Raw genomic sequence first — 20629 nt, 5'->3', positions numbered from 1 at the left:
GAGATGTGTATAAGAGACAGTCGCTCGCCCGATCTGGAGGGGTGGATCGAAAGCCAGTGGGATCGCGCCCGGCAGTTCGCGCTGACCACCCATTCCGACGGGTACACCGTGCTCGAAGCCACGAATCCGTCGCTGATGGGCAACATCGCCCGCCAGCACCTCGACGACGACCACCTCCACGCACCGATCACCGACACCGAGAGCTGGGTGGTCGAAGGCTCCGAAAGCGAGATCAAGCGCACGCTCTACGACGCGGGCTACCCCGTCCAGGACCAGCGCGATCTCGAACAGGGTGCCGAACTCGATGTCGATCTCGAGCTCGAACTCCGTGAGTACCAGCGCGAGTGGGTCGAGCAGTTCCTCGAATCCGGTGCGGGCGTGCTGGTCGGGCCACCGGGAAGTGGAAAGACGATCGCCGCGATCGCCGCGTTGGCCGACGTCGGCGGCGAGACGCTCGTCCTCGCGCCGAGTCGCGAACTCGCGGGCCAGTGGCGCGATCAACTCCTCACTCACACCGATCTCGACCCGGACCAGGTCGGCGAGTACCACGGCGGCGAGAAGTCGATCCGGCCGGTGACGATCGCGACCTACCAAACCGCCGGGATGGACCGCCACCGCAAGCTCTTCGACGAACGCCGGTGGGGACTGATCGTCTATGACGAAGTCCACCACATTCCAAGCAAGGTGTTCCGCCGGAGCGCGGATCTCCAGGCCAAGCATCGGCTCGGATTGTCAGCGACACCCGTCCGGGAGGACGACAAGGAATCAGAAATATTCACACTCATTGGCCCGCCGATCGGCACCGACTGGGCGAAGCTGTTCGAGGCGGGGTTCGTCGCCGAGCCCGAGGTCGAACTCCGATACGTGCCGTGGGGGAGCGAGATCGACCGCGAGGAGTACGCGAGCGCCGAGGGTCACGAACGTCGGCAGGTCGCCGGCACGAACACCGCGAAGCTCGACGCCGTCCGCTCCTTGCTCGACGACCACCCCGACGCGAAGGCACTCGTGTTCGTCGAGTGGCTCGACCAGGGTCGCGAGTACGCCGACGCGCTCGACGTGCCGTTCATCAGCGGCGAGACCCGCCATGCCGAGCGTGAGCGGCTGTTCGACGAGTTCCGACGTGGCGAACGATCCCGACTACTCGTCTCGCGGGTCGGCGACGAAGGGATCGACCTCCCGAACGCCGAGGTCGCCATCATGGCCTCTGGGCTGGGTGGGTCGCGCCGCCAGGCCTCCCAGCGTGCTGGCCGAACGATGCGCCCGGCGGGGAACTCCCGGGTGTACGTCCTCGCGACCCGGGGCACCCGCGAGGAGGACTTCGTCCGCCAGCAGCTCCGCCACCTCGTCGGGAAAGGCGTCCGACTGTCCGAGACCGAGATGAACGACCCGACTGGTCCGTAGCGATCGGCGTATCGACCGACGACGGACGGGGGCGAGCACGGGCTTCGTCGCCGATCTCACTGGGTTAATCTGAGCAATTAGTTATATTTCTACGGCTGCAAACGGACGACTGTCCGCTGCTTTGCGACGCACTACTCCGTTCCAAGTTTCGTCTTCGTGTACGCCTTCAGTCCGCCTTCGTCGACAAGGGACTGCAGGAACTCGGGGAGTGGCTCGGCGTCGTAGGTTTCGTCGGTCGTGTGATTATGGACCAAGCCGTCGCCGAGGTCGATGCTGACGTCGTCGCCGTCGTCGATCTGGTCGGCGGCTGGGCAGATCATCACCGGGAGCCCGAGATTGAGCGCGTTCCGGAAGAAGATCCGCGCGAACGACTGCGCCACGATTCCTGAAACTCCTGCACCGATGAGCGAGAGCGGGGCGTGTTCGCGCGACGAGCCGGAGCCGAAGTTGTGGCCTGCGACGACGTAATCGCCCTCCGAGACTTCTGCCGCGAACGCTGGGCGGAGGTCCTCAAACGCGTGCTCGGCGAGTTCCTCTGGGTCGCTGGAGACGATGAACCGCGAGGGGGTGATCTGGTCGGTGTCGATGTCGTCGCCGAACGTCCACGCCTGACCGTGATCGAGGTCGGTCGTCACGTCGGCACCTCCTCGGTCAGAACCACGTCGTCGTATCGCTGGGGATCGCCACGGCGCGGATCGGTGATCTCGCCATACAGTGCCGAGACGCCGACAGTTGCCGGCGACGCGAGGTACACACTACTGTCCATCGATCCCTCGCGACCCGGGAAGTTCCGGTTCGCGGTCGCGAGACAGACGTCGCCGTCGCCGAGGACGCCCTGGTGGTAGCCCGCACACGGGCCACAGCCGGCGTTCTGGATGATCGCCCCGGCATCGACGAGCGTTTCGAAGACGCCCGTCTCCAACATTCGGCGGTACACCGATCCCGATGCGGGGACGACCACCATCCGGACGTTCGGTGCGAGTTCTTCGCCCTCCACGACGTCGGCGACCAGCTTGATGTCCTCGTAGCGCCCGTTCGTGCAGGTCCCGACGAACAGCTGGTCGATCGGTGTCCCTTCGACCGCACCGACGTCGACCGCGTTCTCGGGGTTCGCGGGTTTCGACACCTGGGGTGCGAGATCGGTCGCCTGGTAAGTGTGGATGGATTCGTACACCGCGTCGTCGTCCGGCGACGTGGGTCCGTCGAGGTCGCACTCGATCCCCGCCTGGTGTTCGAGATATGAGGCAGTTCGCTCGTCGGGTTCGACGAATCCCGTCTTGCCGCCCATCTCGATCGCCATGTTCGAGAGGACGAGTCGCTCGTGGATCGGGAGCGACTCGATCGCGCCGCCGCCGTACTCGGCGGCCTGGTACGTACAGCCGTCGAAGCCGACATCGCCGATGAACTTCAGGATGAGGTCCTTCGCGTAGACACCGTCCGGAAGGTCGCCGTGCACCTCGAAGCGCTTCGTCTCCGGGATGCGAAACCAGAGGTCACCGGTCGCGAGCGCGGTCCCGAGGTCGGTCGAACCCACGCCAGTGCCGAATGCACCGATCCCTCCATACGTCGTCGAGTGCGAGTCGGCTCCGACGACGAGATCGCCGGGATGGACGAACCCCTCCTCGACGAGAACGGCGTGACAGATGCCGTCGCCGACGTCGAACTGGTGTGCGCCGTGCTCGGCGGCGAACTCCCGGACTGCGTTGTGGTTGTTCGCCGCCTTGACGCCGTCGGCGGGGGCGTGATGGTCGATGGTGAACACCGTTCGCTCGGGCGCGAACAGCTCGGCGTCGTCGCCGGTCACGTCATCGAACGTCTCGAACGCGAGCGGTCCGGTGATGTCGTGGGCCATCGCCACGTCGATGTCCGCCTCGACGTACTCGCCCGCTCGAACGTCCGTGTCGGCCTTCTCCGAGAGGATCTTCTCCGCGATTGTCTTGCCGGTCATGATTGTGGGAACGGTTGCTGCGTCGGTCTCACTTTGTGTTTGGTCGCGCGCGGTTGTCAGTCCTGCGGTCGGTCGTCGGCGACAGTCGCCAACACTTCTTCGACTGTTCCGCCCATCAGGACGTGGCTCGTCGCGCCGAGATCGAGCTGTTCGGCGACGATTTCGGCCGCCTCTGCCACGTCCTCGAAATCGGCAGCCACGTCGACATCCATCCTGGTGAGCATGTGAAGGAGGTCCTCGGTCGGTGTGTTGCCGACTCCCACCATCCCTTCGGGGAGCACGACACCGCCGCCGAGGCCGCAGACCGACGTGTCGAAGCGGTCGACGCCGTACTGCATCGCGACGAGCGTGTTCGCGAGGCTCATTCCGTTGGTGTCGTGGAGATGGAGCCCACAGTCGAGATCGGGCCAGCGCTCGAACACCGCCGTGAACGTCGCGGCGATCTGAGCGGGGTCGGCGAGCCCCATCGTCGTCGCGAGCGTCACCTCGTCGACGCCGGCCTCGACGACGCGCTCGACGACCGCAAGGGTACGCTTCATCGGGATCCTGCCTTCGTAGGGACAGTAGAAGCTCGTCCCGATCCCTGCCTCGACCTCAATACCCACCTCGGCGGCGATCTCGACGATCGACTCGACCTCGGCGAGATTCTCCTCGACGGTCATGTTCTGATTCTTCCGGCTGTAGCTCTCGCTCACCGTCACCAGGGCGTTCACCTTGTCCATCTCGGCATCGACCGCGCGCTCCATTCCCACCGTGTTGGGCACGAGCGCGCGGTAGGTCACGTCGTCGTGACGCTCGATCCCCGCGGCCACCGCGTCGGCGTCCCGCAGCGTCGGCACCGCGTCCGGGTGGGTGAACGACGTGACTTCGATTTCGTCGATTCGGGTGGCGCTCAGCCGGTCGACGAGTTCGACTTTCCGATCGGTGGGAACGAACTCGTCGAGACGCTGGAACCCGTCGCGAGGGAGCATCTCGACCACCGATACCTCGTCGGGCACCGAGAGCGGGCCGTGCTCCATCAGATCACCTCCTTCTCGGCGAGCTCCTCACGGAACGATTCCTCGTAATCGAGGAAGTCGCCGTACACGGCGTCGTTGTGCGCTCCGAGCTCGGGGCCGAGGTGATCGACGGTGCCTGGCGTCTCGCTGAACTTCGGAATCGCGTTCTGCACCAGCCCCGTGCCAAGGTCCTCGTCCTCGACCTCGACGAGCGCCTCGCGGGCGCGGTAGTGCTCGTCGTCGGCGATGTCCGCCACGTTGAACACGGGTGCGACGGTCGCGCCGGTCTCGTCGAACGTGGCGAGCACCTCCTCGCGGCTATGCTCGGCCATCCAGTCCTGGATGATCGTGTCGAGTTCGTCGACGTTCGCGAGCCGGCGTTCGTTCGTCTCGAACCGGGGATCGTCTTTCAGGTCGGGTCGGTCGATCGCGTCGAAGATCCGCATCGCGGTCGGCTGGGTCGATGCCGAGATAGCGACGTACCGCTCGTCACGAGTCCGGTAGACGTTCCGCGGCGCGGAGGAGGTCGAGCGGTTGCCCGAGCGCTTTTCGATCTCGTCGCGCTGCTGGTATCGCAGGGGCTGCGGACCGAGCAACGAGAAGATGGGCTCGATCAGGCTGGTATCGATTACCTGGCCGCCGCCGTCGTGCATCTCGCGGTGCCACAGCGCGAACATGATCGAGAACGTCGAGAACATCGCCGCGACGCCGTCGGCGAGGCCAGTGGGCGGCAGCAGCGGCGGCCGATCGGGGAATCCGTTGAGGTGAGCGAATCCGCTCATCGACTCGGCGAGCGTGCCGAACCCCGGTCGTTCGGCGTACGGGCCGGTCTGGCCGAATCCCGAGATGCGCAGCGCCACGAGGTCGGGGTTTCGCTCCAGCAACCCGTCCGGCGCGAGCCCCCACTTTTCGAGGGTCCCTGGCCGAAAGTTCTCGACGAGGACGTCCGCCTCGCCCACGAGGTCCTCGAAGACGGCCCGCCCCGCGTCCGCCGAGAGGTCGAGCGTCACGGAGTGTTTGTTGCGCCCGAGGTACTTCCACCAGAGGCCGGTTCCCTCCTTTTGCGGGCCGAAGCGACGCAGGTGGTCGCCGGTTCCGGGACGTTCGATCTTGACGACCGTCGCGCCGAAGTCGGCGAGCAGCCGCCCGACCTGACCGGCGGCGATCATCGATCCCGCCTCGACGACCACGAGCCCGTCGAGCGGTCCCTGTCCGTCGGTGAGCGTGTTCCCCCCAGCAGCCGTGGCGTCCATGTCTGTGTTCGAACCTTTTCCCGTCATGTCGTCGGTGTTGTTCGTGTTCGCATCCATGTGTTGTATCGATGAGTCGCGCCGTTCGATCGGAAACGGATCGGCTCGCCAGTGGGCGATCAGTCCGCCGTGATCGGCCGGTCGATATGCGTCCCGCGGCCCCGTTCGCCGACGACCTCGCCGTCCTCGTAGGCGACTTCGCCGCGGACGATCGTGTGGGTCGGCCAGCCGGTCACCTCGCGGCCTTCGTACGGCGAGTAGTCGGCCGCGCTCTGCAGCAGCTCCGGCGTCACCGTCTTCGGCTCGTCGAGGTCGACGATCGTCAGGTCGGCGTCGGTCCCAGTTCTGATCGAGCCTTTCTTCGGATAAAGGTCGAACGCTTTCGCGGTGTCGGTCGACGTGACCTCGACCGCGCGCTCCAGCGAGATGCGGTCCTCGTGGACGCCTGCCGAGAGGACGAGCGGGAGCATCGTCGCGGTCGACGGGAAGCCAGGCAGGCTGTCGGGCACGTCATCGCCGATTTTGTCCTCTGCGAGGTTGGCACAGTGATCGGTGCCGATACACGAGATGGTGCCGTCGGCGACCCGCTCCCAGAGGGTTTCCTGATCCTCTTTTGAGCGCACGGGCGGGTTGACGTTGTGGCGCTCGTCGCACTCCTCGGTCGTCAGCGCGAGGTAGTGCGTACACGTTTCGCCCGTGATCTCCCAGCCCGCGTCGTGCAGCATCGCCAGCTCGTCGGCAGTTTGGCCCGAGGAGATGTGAACCGCATAAAAATTGTCGTCGTAGCCGTGCTGGCGGGCCAGCGACCCGCTCGCAGTCATGCTCTGGGCCTCGGCGTAGCCGGGGAACTGCTCGACGAGCGCGTCGTAGTCGCGGTGCTCTCCGTCCTCGTCGGTCTCGACGTCGAGGTAGGGGTTGTCGCCGCGCGCGCTGGTGATCTCGACGTTCTCGGAGTGGTGGCCGAGCGTCGTCGGGACGTCCTGCTCGGCGAGCGCCTGGATGAACGCGTCGCCCCAGTCGTCGCGCATCTCGCAGTCGACGCCGAACTTCTCCGGCGCGACGTACTTGTAGTTCATGTACCACTTGAACGATGTGATCCCGAGCTCGTCGACGATATAGGGGATCTCCTCGATGTGGTCGTACGAGAGTAACCCGAGCGAGAAGAAGTAATCGTGGTAGTAGTTGTCCTCTGCTGCCGCGACGTACTCGTCCATGATCTCGCGGTACGAGTCGGGACGGCGGAAGTAGTTCCCGATGGTGGTCACGCCGCCGACGAGACCGGAGCGCGACTCGGTCTCGGCGTCGGCTTCGAGTCCGCGATAGATGCCGTGGTGGGTGTGGGGGTCGATGGCCCCCGGAAGGACGTGCTTCCCGCTGGCGTCGATCTCGCGCTCACCGGAGAGCGCTCCTGGAGTGGCGACCGCGGCGATCGCGTCACCGTCGGCGGCCACGTCGGCGTCGAAGGTTCCCTGCTCCGGCGAGACGACAGTACCGTTCGCAATGACGAGGTCGTGTGTCATGGCTGTGTTCGAGTGGGTCGTACGGAAGTGAGTCGTCCGGGAGTGATTCCTGCATTCATTCGGTGATCTCCTCGACGTACGTTTCGACTTCGTCTCGCTCCAGTACCTCGGCGTACTTCATCCACAGATCGAGCAGCGCGACCTTGTGAGAGGCCTCGATCCGGTCGAACAGACATTCCTGTGGGAGGATCACGTCGAACCCGTTCTGCTGGGCGTCGATGCTCGTTGCGCGCACGCACCCGCTCGTGGAGTTGCCGACGATGATCACCGAATCGTGGCTACCACGAACGAGCCGCGAGAGCAGGTCCGTGCCGTAGAACGCGCTCGCGTATGACTTATCGATCACTGTCTCGCCCGGTTCGGGGGCGACCGTCTCGACGATGTCGAGGTCCTCGTGATCCGGGTCATCGTAGCTCGTCGGGACGACCCGGGTGTACGCGACGGGGAGGCCATGCTCGCGGGCGAAATCGAGGAACGGCCCGATCTCCTCAATCGCGTCCCACGCGATCTCGCCCATCGCCGTCCGGTAGTCCTCGATCGCGTCGAGGATAGGTTCGTCCTCCCCAACGACGAGGCGCTGGACGTCGATGACGAGGACCAGCGGATCGGTCCCCAGCCCGCGGGAGTCCCAGCTCGACGCGCCGGCCTCGTCGTAGCCGGCTTTCTTGATGACCTGGCGATCCCGTTCGGTCAGCAGGTCGTCCCAGATGTGCTCGGTCATGCGAACGAATCACGAATCGGTTTCTCGCCGATCGACATAAGCCTTCGTCACGTCGTGTCCTCCCCCGACGGTGTGGGGGCGAACGTTTCGAGCATCCGGTGGACGGCCTCGTCCTCGACGCCGGCGGGCGCACGCACGATCGGCAGGTCGACGCCCATCTCACGGATCGTCGACAGCCCTGTTCGCACCTCGTCGGGCGTTCCTGCCACTGCGACGAGGTCGAGGAACTCCTCGCTCACTCGGTCGGCGGCCGTCGCGTCCGAATTCGCCGCTCGAATCGCCGCGACCTCGTCCGCGAAGCCGGCCTCTTCGGCGACCCGGCCGTAGTACCCCGGAATCTGCCGAAGGTAGTAGACGACGTGTTCGGCCGCGGCGCGGCGCGCTTTCGCCGGATCCTCGTCGACGCTCGTGAGGACGTACATCGCGACATCGATCTCCTCGACGTCCCGTCCAGCCCGGTCGGCCCCGCGCGCCAGCCACCCGGTTGCCGTCTCGAAGCGCGGTCGCGGGTAGAGGTTCGGCAGCCAGCCATCGGCGTACTCGCCGGTGAGCGTGACGTTGCCCTCGCCGAGCGCCGCGTTGTAGATCGGGATTTTCGCCCGCTCCGGCTCGAAGGCGTCCCAGAATCGCGTCCGTTCCGGTGTGTAGAACTCCCCGTCGAAGCCGTCGGCGTCGCCCCGGAGGTACCGCCGGACCAGATCGACGTACTCGGCCATGCGCGCGAGCGGGCGATCGAACTCCGTACCATGAAATCCCTCGACCACGCCGGGGTGGGCGACGCCGAGACCGAGAATCGCCCGGCCCCCCGAATGTGCGTCGAGCGTCGCCGCCGCCTGGGCGAGCGCCGCGGGCGTGCGCGAGTAGACGTTCACGATCCCGGTCGCGAGGCCGATCCGATCGGTCGCGGTCGCCCACCGTTCGAGCTTGCCGAATGCCGTCCGGCCCTGGCCTTCGGCGGCCCAGACGCTCTCGTAGCCCAACCGTTCGGACCGTCGGACGAGATCGAGGTCGTCGCGGAGCGAGAGGAGCACCCCGATACGGTCGGTCACGAATCGACGACCCCCGCCACGAGGAGGTCGTTCCAGATGTCGAGGCGCTCGATCCGGCCGTCCGCGACCTCGTAGACGTCGATGTAGCGAACGCCTTCGAACGCCTCGCCACGGTTGTCGACGCCCGAGAGCGTCCCGATGCTCACGACCGTCGACCCCGACTCGATCCAGCGGTCGAACGTCTTGGTCGCCCGCTCGTAGCGCGGGGCGAGATGATCGAGGAATGCCGCGAAAGCGTCCTCGCCGGCGAACGACGCGCCAGGAAGCGTGATCGTCGGCTCGGCAACGAACAGCTCGCCGGCGGTCCGCCGGCGGTCGTCGTCGGCCATCCGGTCGAAGAACGCCTCGGCGACGGCACGCGGGGCTGGTGTGTCGCTCATGCCTCTCGAATCGTTCACACCGCAACGACCTATCTCCTTCGGCCACGCTGTCTCGATGTGCGGTAGCTTTACGCATATGCACCCCAAGCGTGGGACATGAGCGAGTCGGCACAGCCGACGCTGCGAGACGACCGTACCGAGACCGTTCCCGCGAGCGAGGTCGAGTGGGACGTCAGTACCGACATGCTGATCGCCGGCGGCGGCGGGACGGGGCTGGTCGCGGCGCTCGCGGCGAGCGAGTCCGATCTTCAGGTGACGGTCCTCGAAAAGACCGACGCGGTCGGCGGGAACACCTCCCTCTCGACCGGGATGATCCCCGCAGCGGGAACGCGCTACCAGGCCGAGGCGGGAATCGAGGACGACCCCGAAGACATGGCCGCCGACATCCTCGCGAAGAACGACTGCGAGGCCGACGAATCGATGGTGTCACACCTCTGTGCCGAGAGCGCGTCCCTCGTCCACTGGCTTGTCGACGAATGGGACGTCTCGCTCTCGCTCGTGGACGATTTCAAATACCCCAAGCACTCGGAGTACCGGATGCACGCCCCGCCCGGCCGCAACGGGGAGAACCTCGTTGCAGAACTCAAAGACAGAATCGAGGCGACTGAGAACGTCGAACTCCTGACGAACGCGCCTGTCACGAAGCTCGTCGCCGACGACGGAGCGGCGGGCGTCGCTGGCGTCGTGGCCGGCGAGCGCCGCGAGGAGTCGATCGAGGCCGAACGCGTGATCCTCGCGACCGACGGGTTCGCCGGCAACAAACGGATGGTGACGGAGTGGTGCGCGGAGATTGAGGAGGCGCTCTACTTCGGGGCCGACGGCAACACGGGCGACGGGATCCGGTGGGGGGCCGAGCTCGGGGGCGACCTCGCGTGCATGGACGCCTATCAGGGCCACGCGACCGTCGCCTACCAGACGGGGGCGCTCTCGACGTACGCCGTGGTCATGAACGGCGGGATCGTGGTGAACAGGGAGGGCGAGCGCTTCGGCGACGAATCGGCCGGCTACTCGGCGTTCGCGGTCGACGTGCTCCGCCAGCCCGACAACGTCGCCTACGAGGTCTTCGACGAGCGCATCTTCGACCGTCTCGACGGGGAGTTCGACGACTTCGACGAGGCCGTGTCGCTGGGAGCCTATCACGAAGCCGAGTCGGTCGAGGCCCTGGCCGACCATCTCGGCTGCGACCCCGATGTGACGGCGGCGACGGTCGAGCGGTACAACGAGGCGGTCGCGGCGGACGAGCCCGACGAAACCGGTCGTACCGACGGCGTCAACACCCTCTCGCCACCGTTCTACGGGGCCGAGGTCACCGGCGCGCTGTTCCACACTCAGGGTGGGCTCGTCGTGGACGAACACGGTCGGGTGCTCCGCGAGGACGGCTCGCCGGTCGAAGGGCTGTACGCCGGCGGGGGCTGTGCGGTCGGGATCAGCGGCCACGGGCCTGGCGGATATCTCAGCGGGAACGGGCTGACCACGGCGCTGGGTCTCGGCCGTCTCGCAGGGCTCCACGCGCGCCGATCGCTCGACGCGGACTGACCGATCGGCTCGTCGCTCGTGATTCTTTTGTGACACGACCTGTCGAAGATCGAATGTAAGTGTTTTATGTGATGGCCCGAAAAGGTGGCGTGTAGCATGCGCAGAAGTAACAAGCCCCCGGCATCGGCGGACAGGCGACGGTTCATCAAATACGCTGGCGCGGCCGGCGTCACGGGGTTGGCGAGCCTCGCCGGCTGCTCTAGCGACGACGCGGGTGGCAGCGGGGAGAACGGCAGCGGCGGTGGCGGCGACGGTGGTGGACAGGAAACCACTGGCGGCGAGGGGACGGAAGGTGGTGAGGAGACCACCGGCGGTAGCGGGAACAACAGTGAAGGTGGAACGACGAGCGGCTCCGCCGGCGGCAGCACGGAGGAGGTCCTCATCGGGTCGAACCATCCACTCTCGGGATCGCTCGCGTCGACGGGCGTCGGCATGAACAACGCGATCAAGCTCGCCGCCCAGCGGAAGAACGAGGCGGGCGGCATCGAGTCACTCGGGGGCGCACAGGTGCGCGTGTTGGAGGGCGACAATCAGGGCCAGCAGGAACTCGGTGGCCAAGTGACCCAGGAGCTCATCGACGAGGGGGCGAAGGTCGTCTCGGGCTGTTTCGCCTCGCCGGTGACGACGGCGGCGACGCAGGTCGCGGAGCGCCGACAGACCCCGTTCGTGATCTCGGTCGCGGCCGCGACGGACATTCTTCGTGGACGGGGATTCAACTACGTCTACCGGCCACAGCCCCCGGCGCGGAGGATGGCCATGGACTACGCGAACCTCGTTCCCGAGGTCATCCGCCAGAACGGAGGAGAGATCGGCACCGCCGGGCTGTTCTACGTGAACAACAGCTACGGCCAGTCGATCAACGAGAACCTGAAGCGCTCTCTCCCCGAAAACGGCGTCGAGGTGGTCACGGAGACCGCGCTCGAACTCGGGGCCTCCAGCGCGAACACGCAGGTCTCGAAGCTCAAGCAGGCCGATCCCGACACGGTGATCGCGACCACGTACGTGCCTGGCGGTGTGACGCTGGTGGACGCGATGCAGAACCAGAGCTACCGGCCGCCTTACCTGACGGCCTGTGCGAGCGCGACGTTCACCGACGACGCGGCCGTGAGCGACGTCGGCGAGTTCGCGAACGGCGTCCTCGACAACAACTACGCGCTGAACCCGACGGTCGACAAGACCCAGGAAGTGCGCGAGCAGTTCAACAGTTCGTACGAGGGCTCGTTCAGCGCGAGCGTCGGGATGGCGTACACCGCGGGCGAGGTCATCATCGAGGCGATCGAGCAGGCCGGCAGCACCGAGCGCGAGGCGATCAACGGGGCGCTCCAGTCGCTCACCTACAAGGACCACATCGCCGCGATGGGTCCGATTACGTTCCAGGACAACGGCGAGAACGAGAACGCGCTCGCCGCGGTTAACCAGGTACAGGACGGCACGATCAACGTCGTCTACCCCGAGGAGTTCGCGGGGGTAGAACCGATCGTCGAAAGCTCGTCGAACTGAACCAACCTGCGCGACTCCCGCGGTCTCGGCCTCGCGCGGTCGCGCCCGTCTCACAGCCTGATCACACTCCATGCCCACGACACTCCCACTCGCTTCGACCCTACTGCCTGCACTCGCTTCGGTACAATCGCCCGCACAGACGGGGATCGTCAATCGATTCGTCGACCCGTTCGCGAACTTCATCGCAGATCTCCTCGCGCTCGAGCCGATCCTCGTACAACTGCTCGTATTCGGCCTCCTGCTTGGAGGCGTCTACGCGCTGACCGCCCTCGGCCTGACGATGATCTTCGGGGTGATGGACGTCATCAACTTCGCCCACGGCGTCTTCCTCGTCGTCGGGATGTACGCCGTCTGGTGGTCGACGGAAACGTTCGGAATCAACCCCTTCCTGGCCCTGCCGATCGCCGTTATCGTGCTGTTCGTTTTGGGGGTTCTCATCCACGTCGCCATCATCGAGCCGATCATCGAGGCTCCCCAGCAGAACCAGCTTATCGCGACGCTCGGGGTGCTGTTCATCCTCCAGTCCGCGATCGAGATCGTCTTCTCGCCGAACCCGAAGGACATCCCGCTGGACGTGGGGACACTCACGTTCGGCGGCGTGTTCGTTCCGCTCGGCCAGTTCTACGCCCTGCTGATCGCGGTGGTCGCGATGCTCGCGGTCCGGGCGTTCCTCCAGTACACCGACCTCGGCCGAGCGATCCGGGGCACCGCCGACAACCGCGACGGCGCGCGGTACGTCGGGATCGATGTCCCCCGGATCAACTACCTCACCTTCGGGATCGGGGCCGCGCTCGCCGGGATCGCGGGGGGATCGATCGCGCTCTTTCAACGATTCGACCCCTTCACCGGCGAGACATATCTCATCAACGCCTTTGTGATCGTCATCCTCGGGGGGCTCGGATCGTTTACGGGGGCGTTCGTCGGCGGGCTGTTCATCGGGCTCGTCGAGGTGTTCGGGTCGTACTACCTTCCCGGTACGACCGCCCAAGTACTGATCTTCCTGCTGTTCATAGCGGCGCTTCTCCTCAAACCTGAAGGGCTGTTCGGGGGGTCGTCGTCGTGAGCGCGCTCGACTCGCTCCGGCAGCGCTACGCGTCCTTTTCCGAACGACGGTACGCCACCGTCGTGAAGGCGCTCGTCGGCTTCGGCTTCCTCGCTGTGCTTCCATACGTAATCGAGATCGACGTGATGGGGATGGAGCTCGCGGCGACGCTCAGCCTCCAAGTCCTCATCCTTACCCTCGTGTTTGCGTACTCGGCCCAGGCGTGGAACATCATGTCCGGGTACACCGGCCAGTTCTCTTTCGGCCACGCCGCCTTTTTCGGGATCGGTGCGTACGCGACCCAGGCGCTCGCCGTCGATCTGGCGGTCAACCCGTGGGTCGGCATGCTGATCGGGAGCGTCCTCGCCGGGATCTACGGGCTGTGTGTCGGTTACCTCTGCTTTCGGTACGATCTTCAGGGCCACTACTTCGCGCTCGCGACGCTCGCGTTCGCCGAACTGCTCCGGTTCATGGTCGTCAATGCGGGGGAGCTCAACGGCGCGAACGGCTACTTCAAGCCGTTCCCGCAGGATTACGGCGAGACGTTCGGCCTCGTGGCGTTTCAGTTCCAAAGTGACCTGCCGTACTACTACGTCATCCTCGCCTTCCTCGTGATCGTTACCGCTGTGTCGTGGGCGATCAAGCGCTCGTGGATCGGACTGTACTTCTTCTCGATTCGAGAGGACGAGCGGGCGGCGGCGAGCCTCGGTGTGCCCGCCTACCGCTACAAGATGCTCGGCATTGGGGTGAGCGCCTTCTTTACCGCGTGGGCCGGCGCATTCTGGAGCATGTACTTCAATACGATCCGCCCATCGACGGTGTTCGCGCTCTTCCTCAACGTCGAACTCCTGTTGCCTGCTGTCGTCGGCGGTCCCGGTACGCTCATCGGGCCGATCGTGGGATCGTTCGTCGTCACGCCGATCAGCGAGATCGCGCGGACCACCTTTAGCGATATCAGTGGTCTCGACCGGATCATCTACGGAATCTTCCTCGTGGTGATCGTGATCTACAGCCCGAAGGGCGTCGTGGAGTGGCCGGCGATGGCGAGACGGCGCGTGGCCGCCTTCCGCGATCGATCGCGCCGTGACGGGATGGGAACGACCGCCGAGACCGGAGCGGCCGAGGCAACCGAGACACCGGAGCAACCCGAGACGAGCCCCGACGCCGACACTCAGGAGGACGACTGATGTCGACCGACACACCAAACGAAACGACCGACACGGACGCATCGACGACGACCGATCACGAGGGTGAGGCCCTCCTGCGGGCGACCGACGTCACGAAGACGTTCGATGGCCTGGTCGCCCTGCGGGACGTCTCCCTTGACGTCCGCCGCGGGGAGATCGTCGGACTGATCGGACCGAACGGTGCGGGGAAGACCACGCTGTTCAACTGTATCAGCGGCGTGTTCGCGCCGACCGAGGGAACGGTCCACCTCGGCGACGAGGAGATCACGAACAAGTCCGCCCACCGGGTCGCACGGAGCGGGCTCTCTCGCACGTTCCAGATCACACGCCCGCTGGAGGAGCTCTCGGTCCTCGAAAACGTGCTCGTCGGGGCACACATCCACACGCGCCGGAGAGGACCCGCCGAGGACATCGCGCGCGAACAGCTCTCGTTCGTCGGACTCGACGAGCGCGCCGCGGAGAGTGCGGGCGATCTCACGGTCGGCGACCAGAAGCGCCTCGAACTCGCTCGGACGCTCGCCACGGAGCCGTCGATCCTGCTGCTCGACGAGATCATGGCCGGATTGACGCCGACCGAAACGCAGCGAATGCTCGATCTCTTCCGCGAGATTCGGGAATCGGGGACGAGCATCCTGCTCATCGAACACGACATGGAGGCCATCATGAGCGTTAGCGACCGGGTGGCAGTGCTCGACAACGGCGAGGCGATCGCGTTCGATTCACCCGAGGCAGTCGCGAGCGACGAGCGGGTGATTGAGGCGTACATTGGCGGCGACGTCGACGCCGATGGGGACGACGGGGCGACGAGTGATGCCACGACCACCGACGGAGAGCAGGCGGGAGGTGACCACGATGGCGATGCTTGAGATCGACGACCTCCGAGCGGGCTACGACGGGATCGAGGTGCTCCACGGCGTCGACTTGACTGTCGAGGAGGGGGAGATCGTCGCGCTCGTCGGCTCGAACGGTGCAGGGAAGACGACCACGACGCGGGCGATCGCGGGGATCGTCGAGTCGATGGGTGGCTCAATCCGGTATCGTGGCGACGAAATCGGCGGCGAAGACCCACACGAGATCGTCGAGCGCGGAATCGTCCAGGTTCCCGAGGACCGCGACCTCTTTACGGGGCTGAGCGTGCGGGAGAACCTCCTCCTCGGAGCACAGACCGACGATGCGAAGGCGGATCGGGGATCGACCATCGAGGAGGCGTTCGACCTGTTCCCGCGGCTCGAAGAGCGCGCCGACCAGCGCGCCGGGACGATGAGCGGGGGCGAACAGCAGATGCTGACGCTCGCGCGCGCCCTGATGGGTGCGCCCGACCTCCTCGTGCTCGACGAGCCCTCGACCGGCCTCGCCCCGCAACTCGTCGCGGACATGTTCGGAACGATCGCCGAGATCCACGACTCGGGGCTCACAGTGTTGATCATCGAGCAGAACGTCCAGCAGACGCTCGAACTCGCCGATCGGGGCTACGTGATGGAGAACGGCCGGATCACGCTCGACGGCACCGGCGACGAGCTGCTTGACGACGAGGGCGTCGTCGAGGCGTACCTCGGGGTGTAATCGTGAACGACGACGCTCGCCACGCCGAACGTACTCGCCCGAACGACAGGGAGATGGACCACGGAACAGCCGACGAGGAACACACCCACCGCCTCGCGGCGTGGGTCGCGGAGCTCGATAGCGAGACCGTTCCGCCGTCGGTCGAGGACCGCGTCGGGCTCGTGGTCGCCGACACGCTTGGCGTCGTGATCGGCGGCGCAAGCGACGACGCGGTGGCACGCCTCCGCGAGGCCTGGCGCGAGCGGGCGGACGACACCGGCGACGCGACGATCCTCGCCGCCGACGCGGGACGAGCGAGCCGACACCATGCGGCCTTCCTCAACGCGACGAGCGGCACAGTCTTGGAACTCGACGAGGGTCATCGGTTCGCCGCAGGCCACCCGGCGATTCACGTTCTCCCTGCGCTCCTCGCGGAGGCCGAAACGCGCTACGCCGACCGCGAGGCATTCCTCGTGGCGTTCGTGGCAGGCTACGAGACCGCCGTCAGGGTCGCCGAGGCAGTCCAGCCGCTCGCAGAGGGGTACCACCCACACGGCGTCTGGGGGGTGGTCGGGGGCGCTGCCGCCGTTTCCCGGCTCCGGGGCTACGACGCGACGACGACCCGGACGGCGCTCTCGATCGCCGCCAACTACGCCCAGCACACTCGCTTTGCGGCCGCGACGGCAGGGGCCACAGTTAGGAACTCCTACGCAGGCATGAGCAACCTCGCCTCGCTGATCGCGGCGGATCAGGCGCGGGCAGGGTTCACCGAGCTCGACGACGGGATCGCCGCCCACCTCGCGTCGGCCAGCGCGGCGGGCGTCGTCCGCGAGCGTCTCGCCGCCGACCTCGGCGATCGGTGGACGCTCTCGGAGGGGTATTTCAAAACTCACGCTGCCTGTCGGTACACCCACGCGACGCTGGACGCGCTCGCGGCGGCGCTCGACGGGATCGACGGGGAGCCAGCGGCCGAGGAGGTAGAGGAGGTGATCGTCGAGACGTACGCTGCGGCCGCGAAGCTCGACGATCCACACCCACGAAACGCGCTCGCGGCGAAGTTCTCGGTGCCGTTCGCGGTCGCGACGGCGCTCCGCACCGGCTCGACCGGTGCCGAGGCGTTCACGAACGACGCCGTCGCCCCGGAGACGCTCGCGCTCGCCGAGCGCGTGGCGGTCCGCGTTGAGGACGAGATCGACGCGCGAGCACCCGACGAACGCGGGGCCCGTGTGACGGTGACGCTCGCCAATGGAACCGAGGCCAGCGCCGCGGTGCGGCACGCGCGCGGTGGCGAGGCCGACCCGTTCGAGCCGTCGGAACTGCGGGCGAAGTTCGAGTCGCTGGTCGGTCCCGCGATCGGCAGCGAGCGGACCGACCGGCTCTGGACGGCGGCCCGCGACCCCGCACCGCCACGGGTGCTCTGTGCGATGGTCCGCGGCGGCGAGCACCCGGACCGATGAGTCGTCGCTGTCCGCGACCGGCCGACGGACCCGTGGCCGTTCACTTGCGGAACCGATTCGGACGCCGCTGTCCGTCGCGACCGGTATCCAACCACCACCGAAGGCTGCCAATATCATGACCGACAATACCGAATACGCCGTGCGCGAGTGGGAAGCGCACGTCTACGAGTTCCTCGACGAACCGATCCCCGACGACGTCCGCGCCCACGCCGCGACGACCGTCGGCGACGTGCTCTGTGCGACCGTAGCTGGTTCCGCGGCCCCTGGCGTCGGCGCGGTCGGGGCGAACGCCGACTTCGGTGACGGCCAGGCGACCGTCCTCGGGACCGCCCGAACCACGACGCCCGAGGCCGCCGCACTCTGCAACGGGGCGGCGGCGATCGCTCAAGAGACCGACGAGGGCCACGACACGGGCGGTCACGTCGGGAGTGGGATCGTCGCCGGCGGCCTCGCCGCGGCGGAGGCCGCAGCCGTGAGTGGCGCGACGTTCGTCGACGCCTGCGCCCGCTCGTACGAGCTCTGCGTCCGGCTCGAACGCGTGATCTTCGCGATGAAGGACCGACTCAACGACGCGACGCCGTGGCTGCTCCGCGATCCCCACGCGGCGTGGACCACGGTCGGCCCAGCGCTGACGGCCGCGCAGTGTTTCGGCGCAAGTATGGAAGAGCTCCGCGAGACGTTCCGGATCGCGGCGAACCTCGCGGTGATCTCGATGCACGACCCCTACGAGGAGGGACCGCCAGCCCGGAACTTCACCGCGGGTTTCTCGGCCCAGGCCGGCGTGAGCGCTGCACGGACCGCCCTCACGGGGCTGACTGGTTCGGCGAGCGCGATCGGCGTCGTGTACGACCCGTTCGAGTCGCTGCTCCCCGAGGGCGAGTTCGAGGGGAGTTTCGCGTCGCTCGGCGAACGGTGGGAGATCACGCGGAACTACTTCAAGCCGTACCCGTCGTGTCGGTACACTCACCCACCGCTCGACGCGCTTCGCGAGGCCATTGAGGAGAACAACTCGGAGAACAGGATCGATCCCGAAACCGTCGAATCGATCGAGATCGAGACGTTCGCCAACGCGACCGACATGGCGAACCCCGCCCCGGAGAGTTTCACGGCCGCGAAGTTCTCCACGCCGTACGTCCTCGCGCGCTACCTCGTGAGCGGCGACCTCCGGCTGGAACACTTCTCCTCGACCGCCATCGTGGACCCCGAGGTCAAGAAAATCGCCGAGAGCGTCCGTCTCGTGCGGGCGGAGCGCTTCGACGAGGGGGTCCCCGAGGCGTGGGGTGCGGCCGCGACCATCCAGTTCGCGGACGGCACTGAGCTCACTGGGGAACGGTCGTTCCCCAGAGGCGATCACCGCGATCCGATCGACGAGTCAGCGCTACGGACGCGACAGCGTGAACTGCTCGCGCACGGTCTCGACGGGAGCGACGTCGAGTGGGCGATGAACGCGATCACGACCATCGACTCGCGGCCCGTCCGTGAGGTGACGGCCGCACTCCGGGCCGAAACAGCGTAGCTTTATTTACTCTACCGGAATTTTGATTCGTCAGTGGTGAACAGAACGACAAGAGCTATTACGACGCTGCCCTCGTTATGAATCATGAACGATGAACCGGCCGTCACAAAAAAGCGAATCGGCGCTACCGAAACGTCGTTCGCCATCGCCGAACTGCTTCGGGATCAAGGCGGGGCGACGATCACGACCCTAGCCGAAGAGGTAGGACGATCGAAGAGTACGGTACACAACCACCTCCAGACGCTCCGGGAGTCGGGCTACGTCGTGAAGGACGAGGGCACCTACTACCTCGGTCTGGGGTTTCTCGACCTCGGCAACGCTGCGAGGCAGCGATGGAACCTCTACGAGATCGCCAAACCGGAGATGGACGAACTGGTGAGTGCGGTCGGCGAACGGGCCCAGCTGATGGTCGAAGAGCAGGGCCGAGGCGTGTACATCTACCAGACGAAGGCCGAGGGCGGGGTCCAGACCGATTCACACATCGGTGCAACCGTCGATCTTCACGCGACGGCGGTCGGAAAAGCCTACCTCGCCCACCTTCCGGCGGACGAACTGGTCGACCTCCGAGAACGACTCGATCTCGACGAGCGCACGGGTCGAACGCTCACCGACTGGGACGAGCTCGAAAGAGAGCTTGAGACGATCCGGGAGCGGGGGTATGCGTTCAACGACGAGGAACGGCTGATTGGGATGCGAGCGGTAGGCGCACCGGTCCTCGGCGACGATGACGAAATCCTGGCGGCGGTCAGCGTCTCCGGGCCAACGACGCGCATGGCCGACGAGTGGTACCGCGAGGAAGTTCCTGAGATCGTGACCCAGGCGGCGCGGATCATTGGAATTCGCGCGACGTACTCCTGATATTCGCCGCTTCGAGACGACTCCGACGCGTGGCAAGACGCTTCCGATGAACGGCCAAGATTGCTGGCGAGACATACGATCGATCGTTTCGACGTCGCGATAAGACGGACGGTTACAATGTGAACACCAACCATGAATCGGAACCGTTCGATACCAAGGCCTACAGAGCCGATGGAGATAGCGCCATCTGCTGTCGAGCTGGAAGCGTCGTTCGGTTTCTGCCCCACTTTTGTAACAACAATATCCTTGTTAGCGGTCGTGATGGTGATGACGTATAGTGGTTCGACCCCGTGAGGTGAGAGCGATCGGATCACGAGAGACATCGAGACGACTCACACCAGGCCTGACTTCGATTCCCCTATCAGTCACGAGTTCCGCTCTGTAGAACGTTCTTTCGTTAGGTTATCCATCGACGATCGGTCTTCGACTTCGTTGGTCTGGAATCGCGGCCAACGAATGCTCCCGATGGACGGCCACCTTACGCCTTGATCGCTTTTTGCTCTCGCTGAGGCGAACTCGCCGACCATCGCTTGGTATCGCCGATCTACAACGCGTGCTTACATACATTGATAGCCGTACCATATGACGAAACGATCCGACGTTATTCTAACCTCGCACTCGGGCCGCTGTCGTACCTCGATTTCCTGAGATCCACTGGACACCGCTTCAACAAGGGGTTGAAGACGCCGTCTCGACGTCGACTTGCGGCGCGTGTCTCGTACCA

18 protein-coding genes (1 of these 18 only partly in view) are annotated in these 20629 nt (G+C 65.9%); 10 read left to right on the top strand and 8 right to left on the bottom strand.

Annotation, left to right across the window (positions count from 1 at the left end; all coding sequences use genetic code 11):
* Positions 1 to 1401, top strand: partial view of a DEAD/DEAH box helicase gene (locus C450_RS07860; protein ID WP_049910007.1) — the 3' portion only. It extends 294 nt beyond the left edge of the window; only the last 1401 of its 1695 coding nucleotides appear in the window; its start codon lies off the left edge, out of view; the stop codon is at positions 1399 to 1401.
* Between the two features lie 131 nt (positions 1402 to 1532).
* Here the strand turns inward: C450_RS07860 and C450_RS07855 are convergent, their stop codons facing one another.
* The 8 genes from C450_RS07855 to C450_RS07820 form a co-directional block, all read right to left on the bottom strand.
* Positions 1533 to 2036 carry a 3-isopropylmalate dehydratase small subunit gene (locus tag C450_RS07855; RefSeq protein WP_005042365.1) on the bottom strand — a complete coding sequence of 168 codons (504 nt, stop codon included), beginning with the start codon at positions 2034 to 2036 and terminating at the stop codon, positions 1533 to 1535.
* Positions 2033 to 3349, bottom strand: coding sequence for a 3-isopropylmalate dehydratase large subunit (locus C450_RS07850; RefSeq protein WP_005042362.1), 1317 nt, complete (start codon positions 3347 to 3349; stop codon positions 2033 to 2035). The genes C450_RS07855 and C450_RS07850 overlap by 4 nt, the downstream gene beginning before the upstream one ends.
* Before the next feature lie 56 nt (positions 3350 to 3405).
* Positions 3406 to 4368 carry a hydroxymethylglutaryl-CoA lyase gene (locus C450_RS07845; protein WP_005042358.1) on the bottom strand — a complete coding sequence of 321 codons (963 nt, stop codon included), beginning with the start codon at positions 4366 to 4368 and terminating at the stop codon, positions 3406 to 3408.
* Entirely contained in the window at positions 4368 to 5600 is a 1233-nt protein-coding gene (locus tag C450_RS07840) for a CaiB/BaiF CoA transferase family protein (protein WP_049910006.1), read from the bottom strand. Before C450_RS07840 ends, C450_RS07845 begins: the two co-directional genes overlap by 1 nt.
* 116 nt (positions 5601 to 5716) lie before the next feature.
* Positions 5717 to 7117, bottom strand: a complete 1401-nt coding sequence (locus C450_RS07835) for a dihydroorotase (protein ID WP_005042355.1) — start codon at positions 7115 to 7117, stop codon at positions 5717 to 5719.
* Between the two features lie 55 nt (positions 7118 to 7172).
* A complete protein-coding gene (locus C450_RS07830) occupies positions 7173 to 7838 on the bottom strand; it encodes an isochorismatase family protein (RefSeq protein ID WP_005042353.1) in 666 nt (221 codons plus the stop codon).
* Positions 7839 to 7885: 47 nt separating this feature from the next.
* A complete protein-coding gene (locus C450_RS07825; RefSeq protein WP_005042351.1) occupies positions 7886 to 8887 on the bottom strand; it encodes an LLM class flavin-dependent oxidoreductase in 1002 nt (333 codons plus the stop codon).
* Entirely contained in the window at positions 8884 to 9267 is a 384-nt protein-coding gene (locus tag C450_RS07820) for a nuclear transport factor 2 family protein (RefSeq protein WP_005042350.1), read from the bottom strand. Before C450_RS07820 ends, C450_RS07825 begins: the two co-directional genes overlap by 4 nt.
* A gap of 96 nt (positions 9268 to 9363) precedes the next feature.
* Between C450_RS07820 and C450_RS07815 the strand changes: the two genes are divergently transcribed.
* The 9 genes from C450_RS07815 (at position 9364) to C450_RS07775 (ending at position 19905) form a co-directional block, all read left to right on the top strand.
* The gene (locus C450_RS07815; protein WP_005042346.1) at positions 9364 to 10803 is read left to right on the top strand and encodes an FAD-dependent oxidoreductase; all 1440 of its coding nucleotides are present in this window, start codon (positions 9364 to 9366) and stop codon (positions 10801 to 10803) included.
* A 96-nt stretch (positions 10804 to 10899) separates the two neighbouring features.
* A complete protein-coding gene (locus C450_RS07810) occupies positions 10900 to 12303 on the top strand; it encodes an ABC transporter substrate-binding protein (RefSeq protein ID WP_049909947.1) in 1404 nt (467 codons plus the stop codon).
* A gap of 70 nt (positions 12304 to 12373) precedes the next feature.
* Positions 12374 to 13366 (top strand): branched-chain amino acid ABC transporter permease, encoded by a 993-nt coding sequence (locus tag C450_RS07805; protein ID WP_005042342.1) that lies wholly within the window; start codon positions 12374 to 12376, stop codon positions 13364 to 13366.
* Complete coding sequence (locus C450_RS07800) at positions 13363 to 14532, top strand: branched-chain amino acid ABC transporter permease (RefSeq protein ID WP_005042340.1); 1170 nt, start codon at positions 13363 to 13365, stop codon at positions 14530 to 14532. Before C450_RS07805 ends, C450_RS07800 begins: the two co-directional genes overlap by 4 nt.
* The gene (locus C450_RS07795) at positions 14532 to 15398 is read left to right on the top strand and encodes an ABC transporter ATP-binding protein (protein ID WP_005042338.1); all 867 of its coding nucleotides are present in this window, start codon (positions 14532 to 14534) and stop codon (positions 15396 to 15398) included. The genes C450_RS07800 and C450_RS07795 overlap by 1 nt, the downstream gene beginning before the upstream one ends.
* Positions 15391 to 16095: an ABC transporter ATP-binding protein gene (locus C450_RS07790; RefSeq protein WP_049910004.1), complete on the top strand. Its 705-nt coding sequence runs from the start codon at positions 15391 to 15393 to the stop codon at positions 16093 to 16095. The genes C450_RS07795 and C450_RS07790 overlap by 8 nt, the downstream gene beginning before the upstream one ends.
* Before the next feature lie 53 nt (positions 16096 to 16148).
* A complete protein-coding gene (locus C450_RS07785; protein WP_005042332.1) occupies positions 16149 to 17531 on the top strand; it encodes an MmgE/PrpD family protein in 1383 nt (460 codons plus the stop codon).
* Between the two features lie 115 nt (positions 17532 to 17646).
* Entirely contained in the window at positions 17647 to 19047 is a 1401-nt protein-coding gene (locus C450_RS07780) for an MmgE/PrpD family protein (protein ID WP_152424456.1), read from the top strand.
* Positions 19048 to 19131: 84 nt separating this feature from the next.
* Complete coding sequence (locus C450_RS07775; protein WP_005042328.1) at positions 19132 to 19905, top strand: IclR family transcriptional regulator; 774 nt, start codon at positions 19132 to 19134, stop codon at positions 19903 to 19905.
* Positions 19906 to 20629: the final 724 nt, after the last annotated feature.

Origin of the sequence: Halococcus salifodinae DSM 8989 (assembly GCF_000336935.1) — an archaeon.
GTDB lineage: Archaea > Halobacteriota > Halobacteria > Halobacteriales > Halococcaceae > Halococcus > Halococcus salifodinae.
This window is presented reverse-complemented; position numbering and strand designations above follow the sequence as displayed.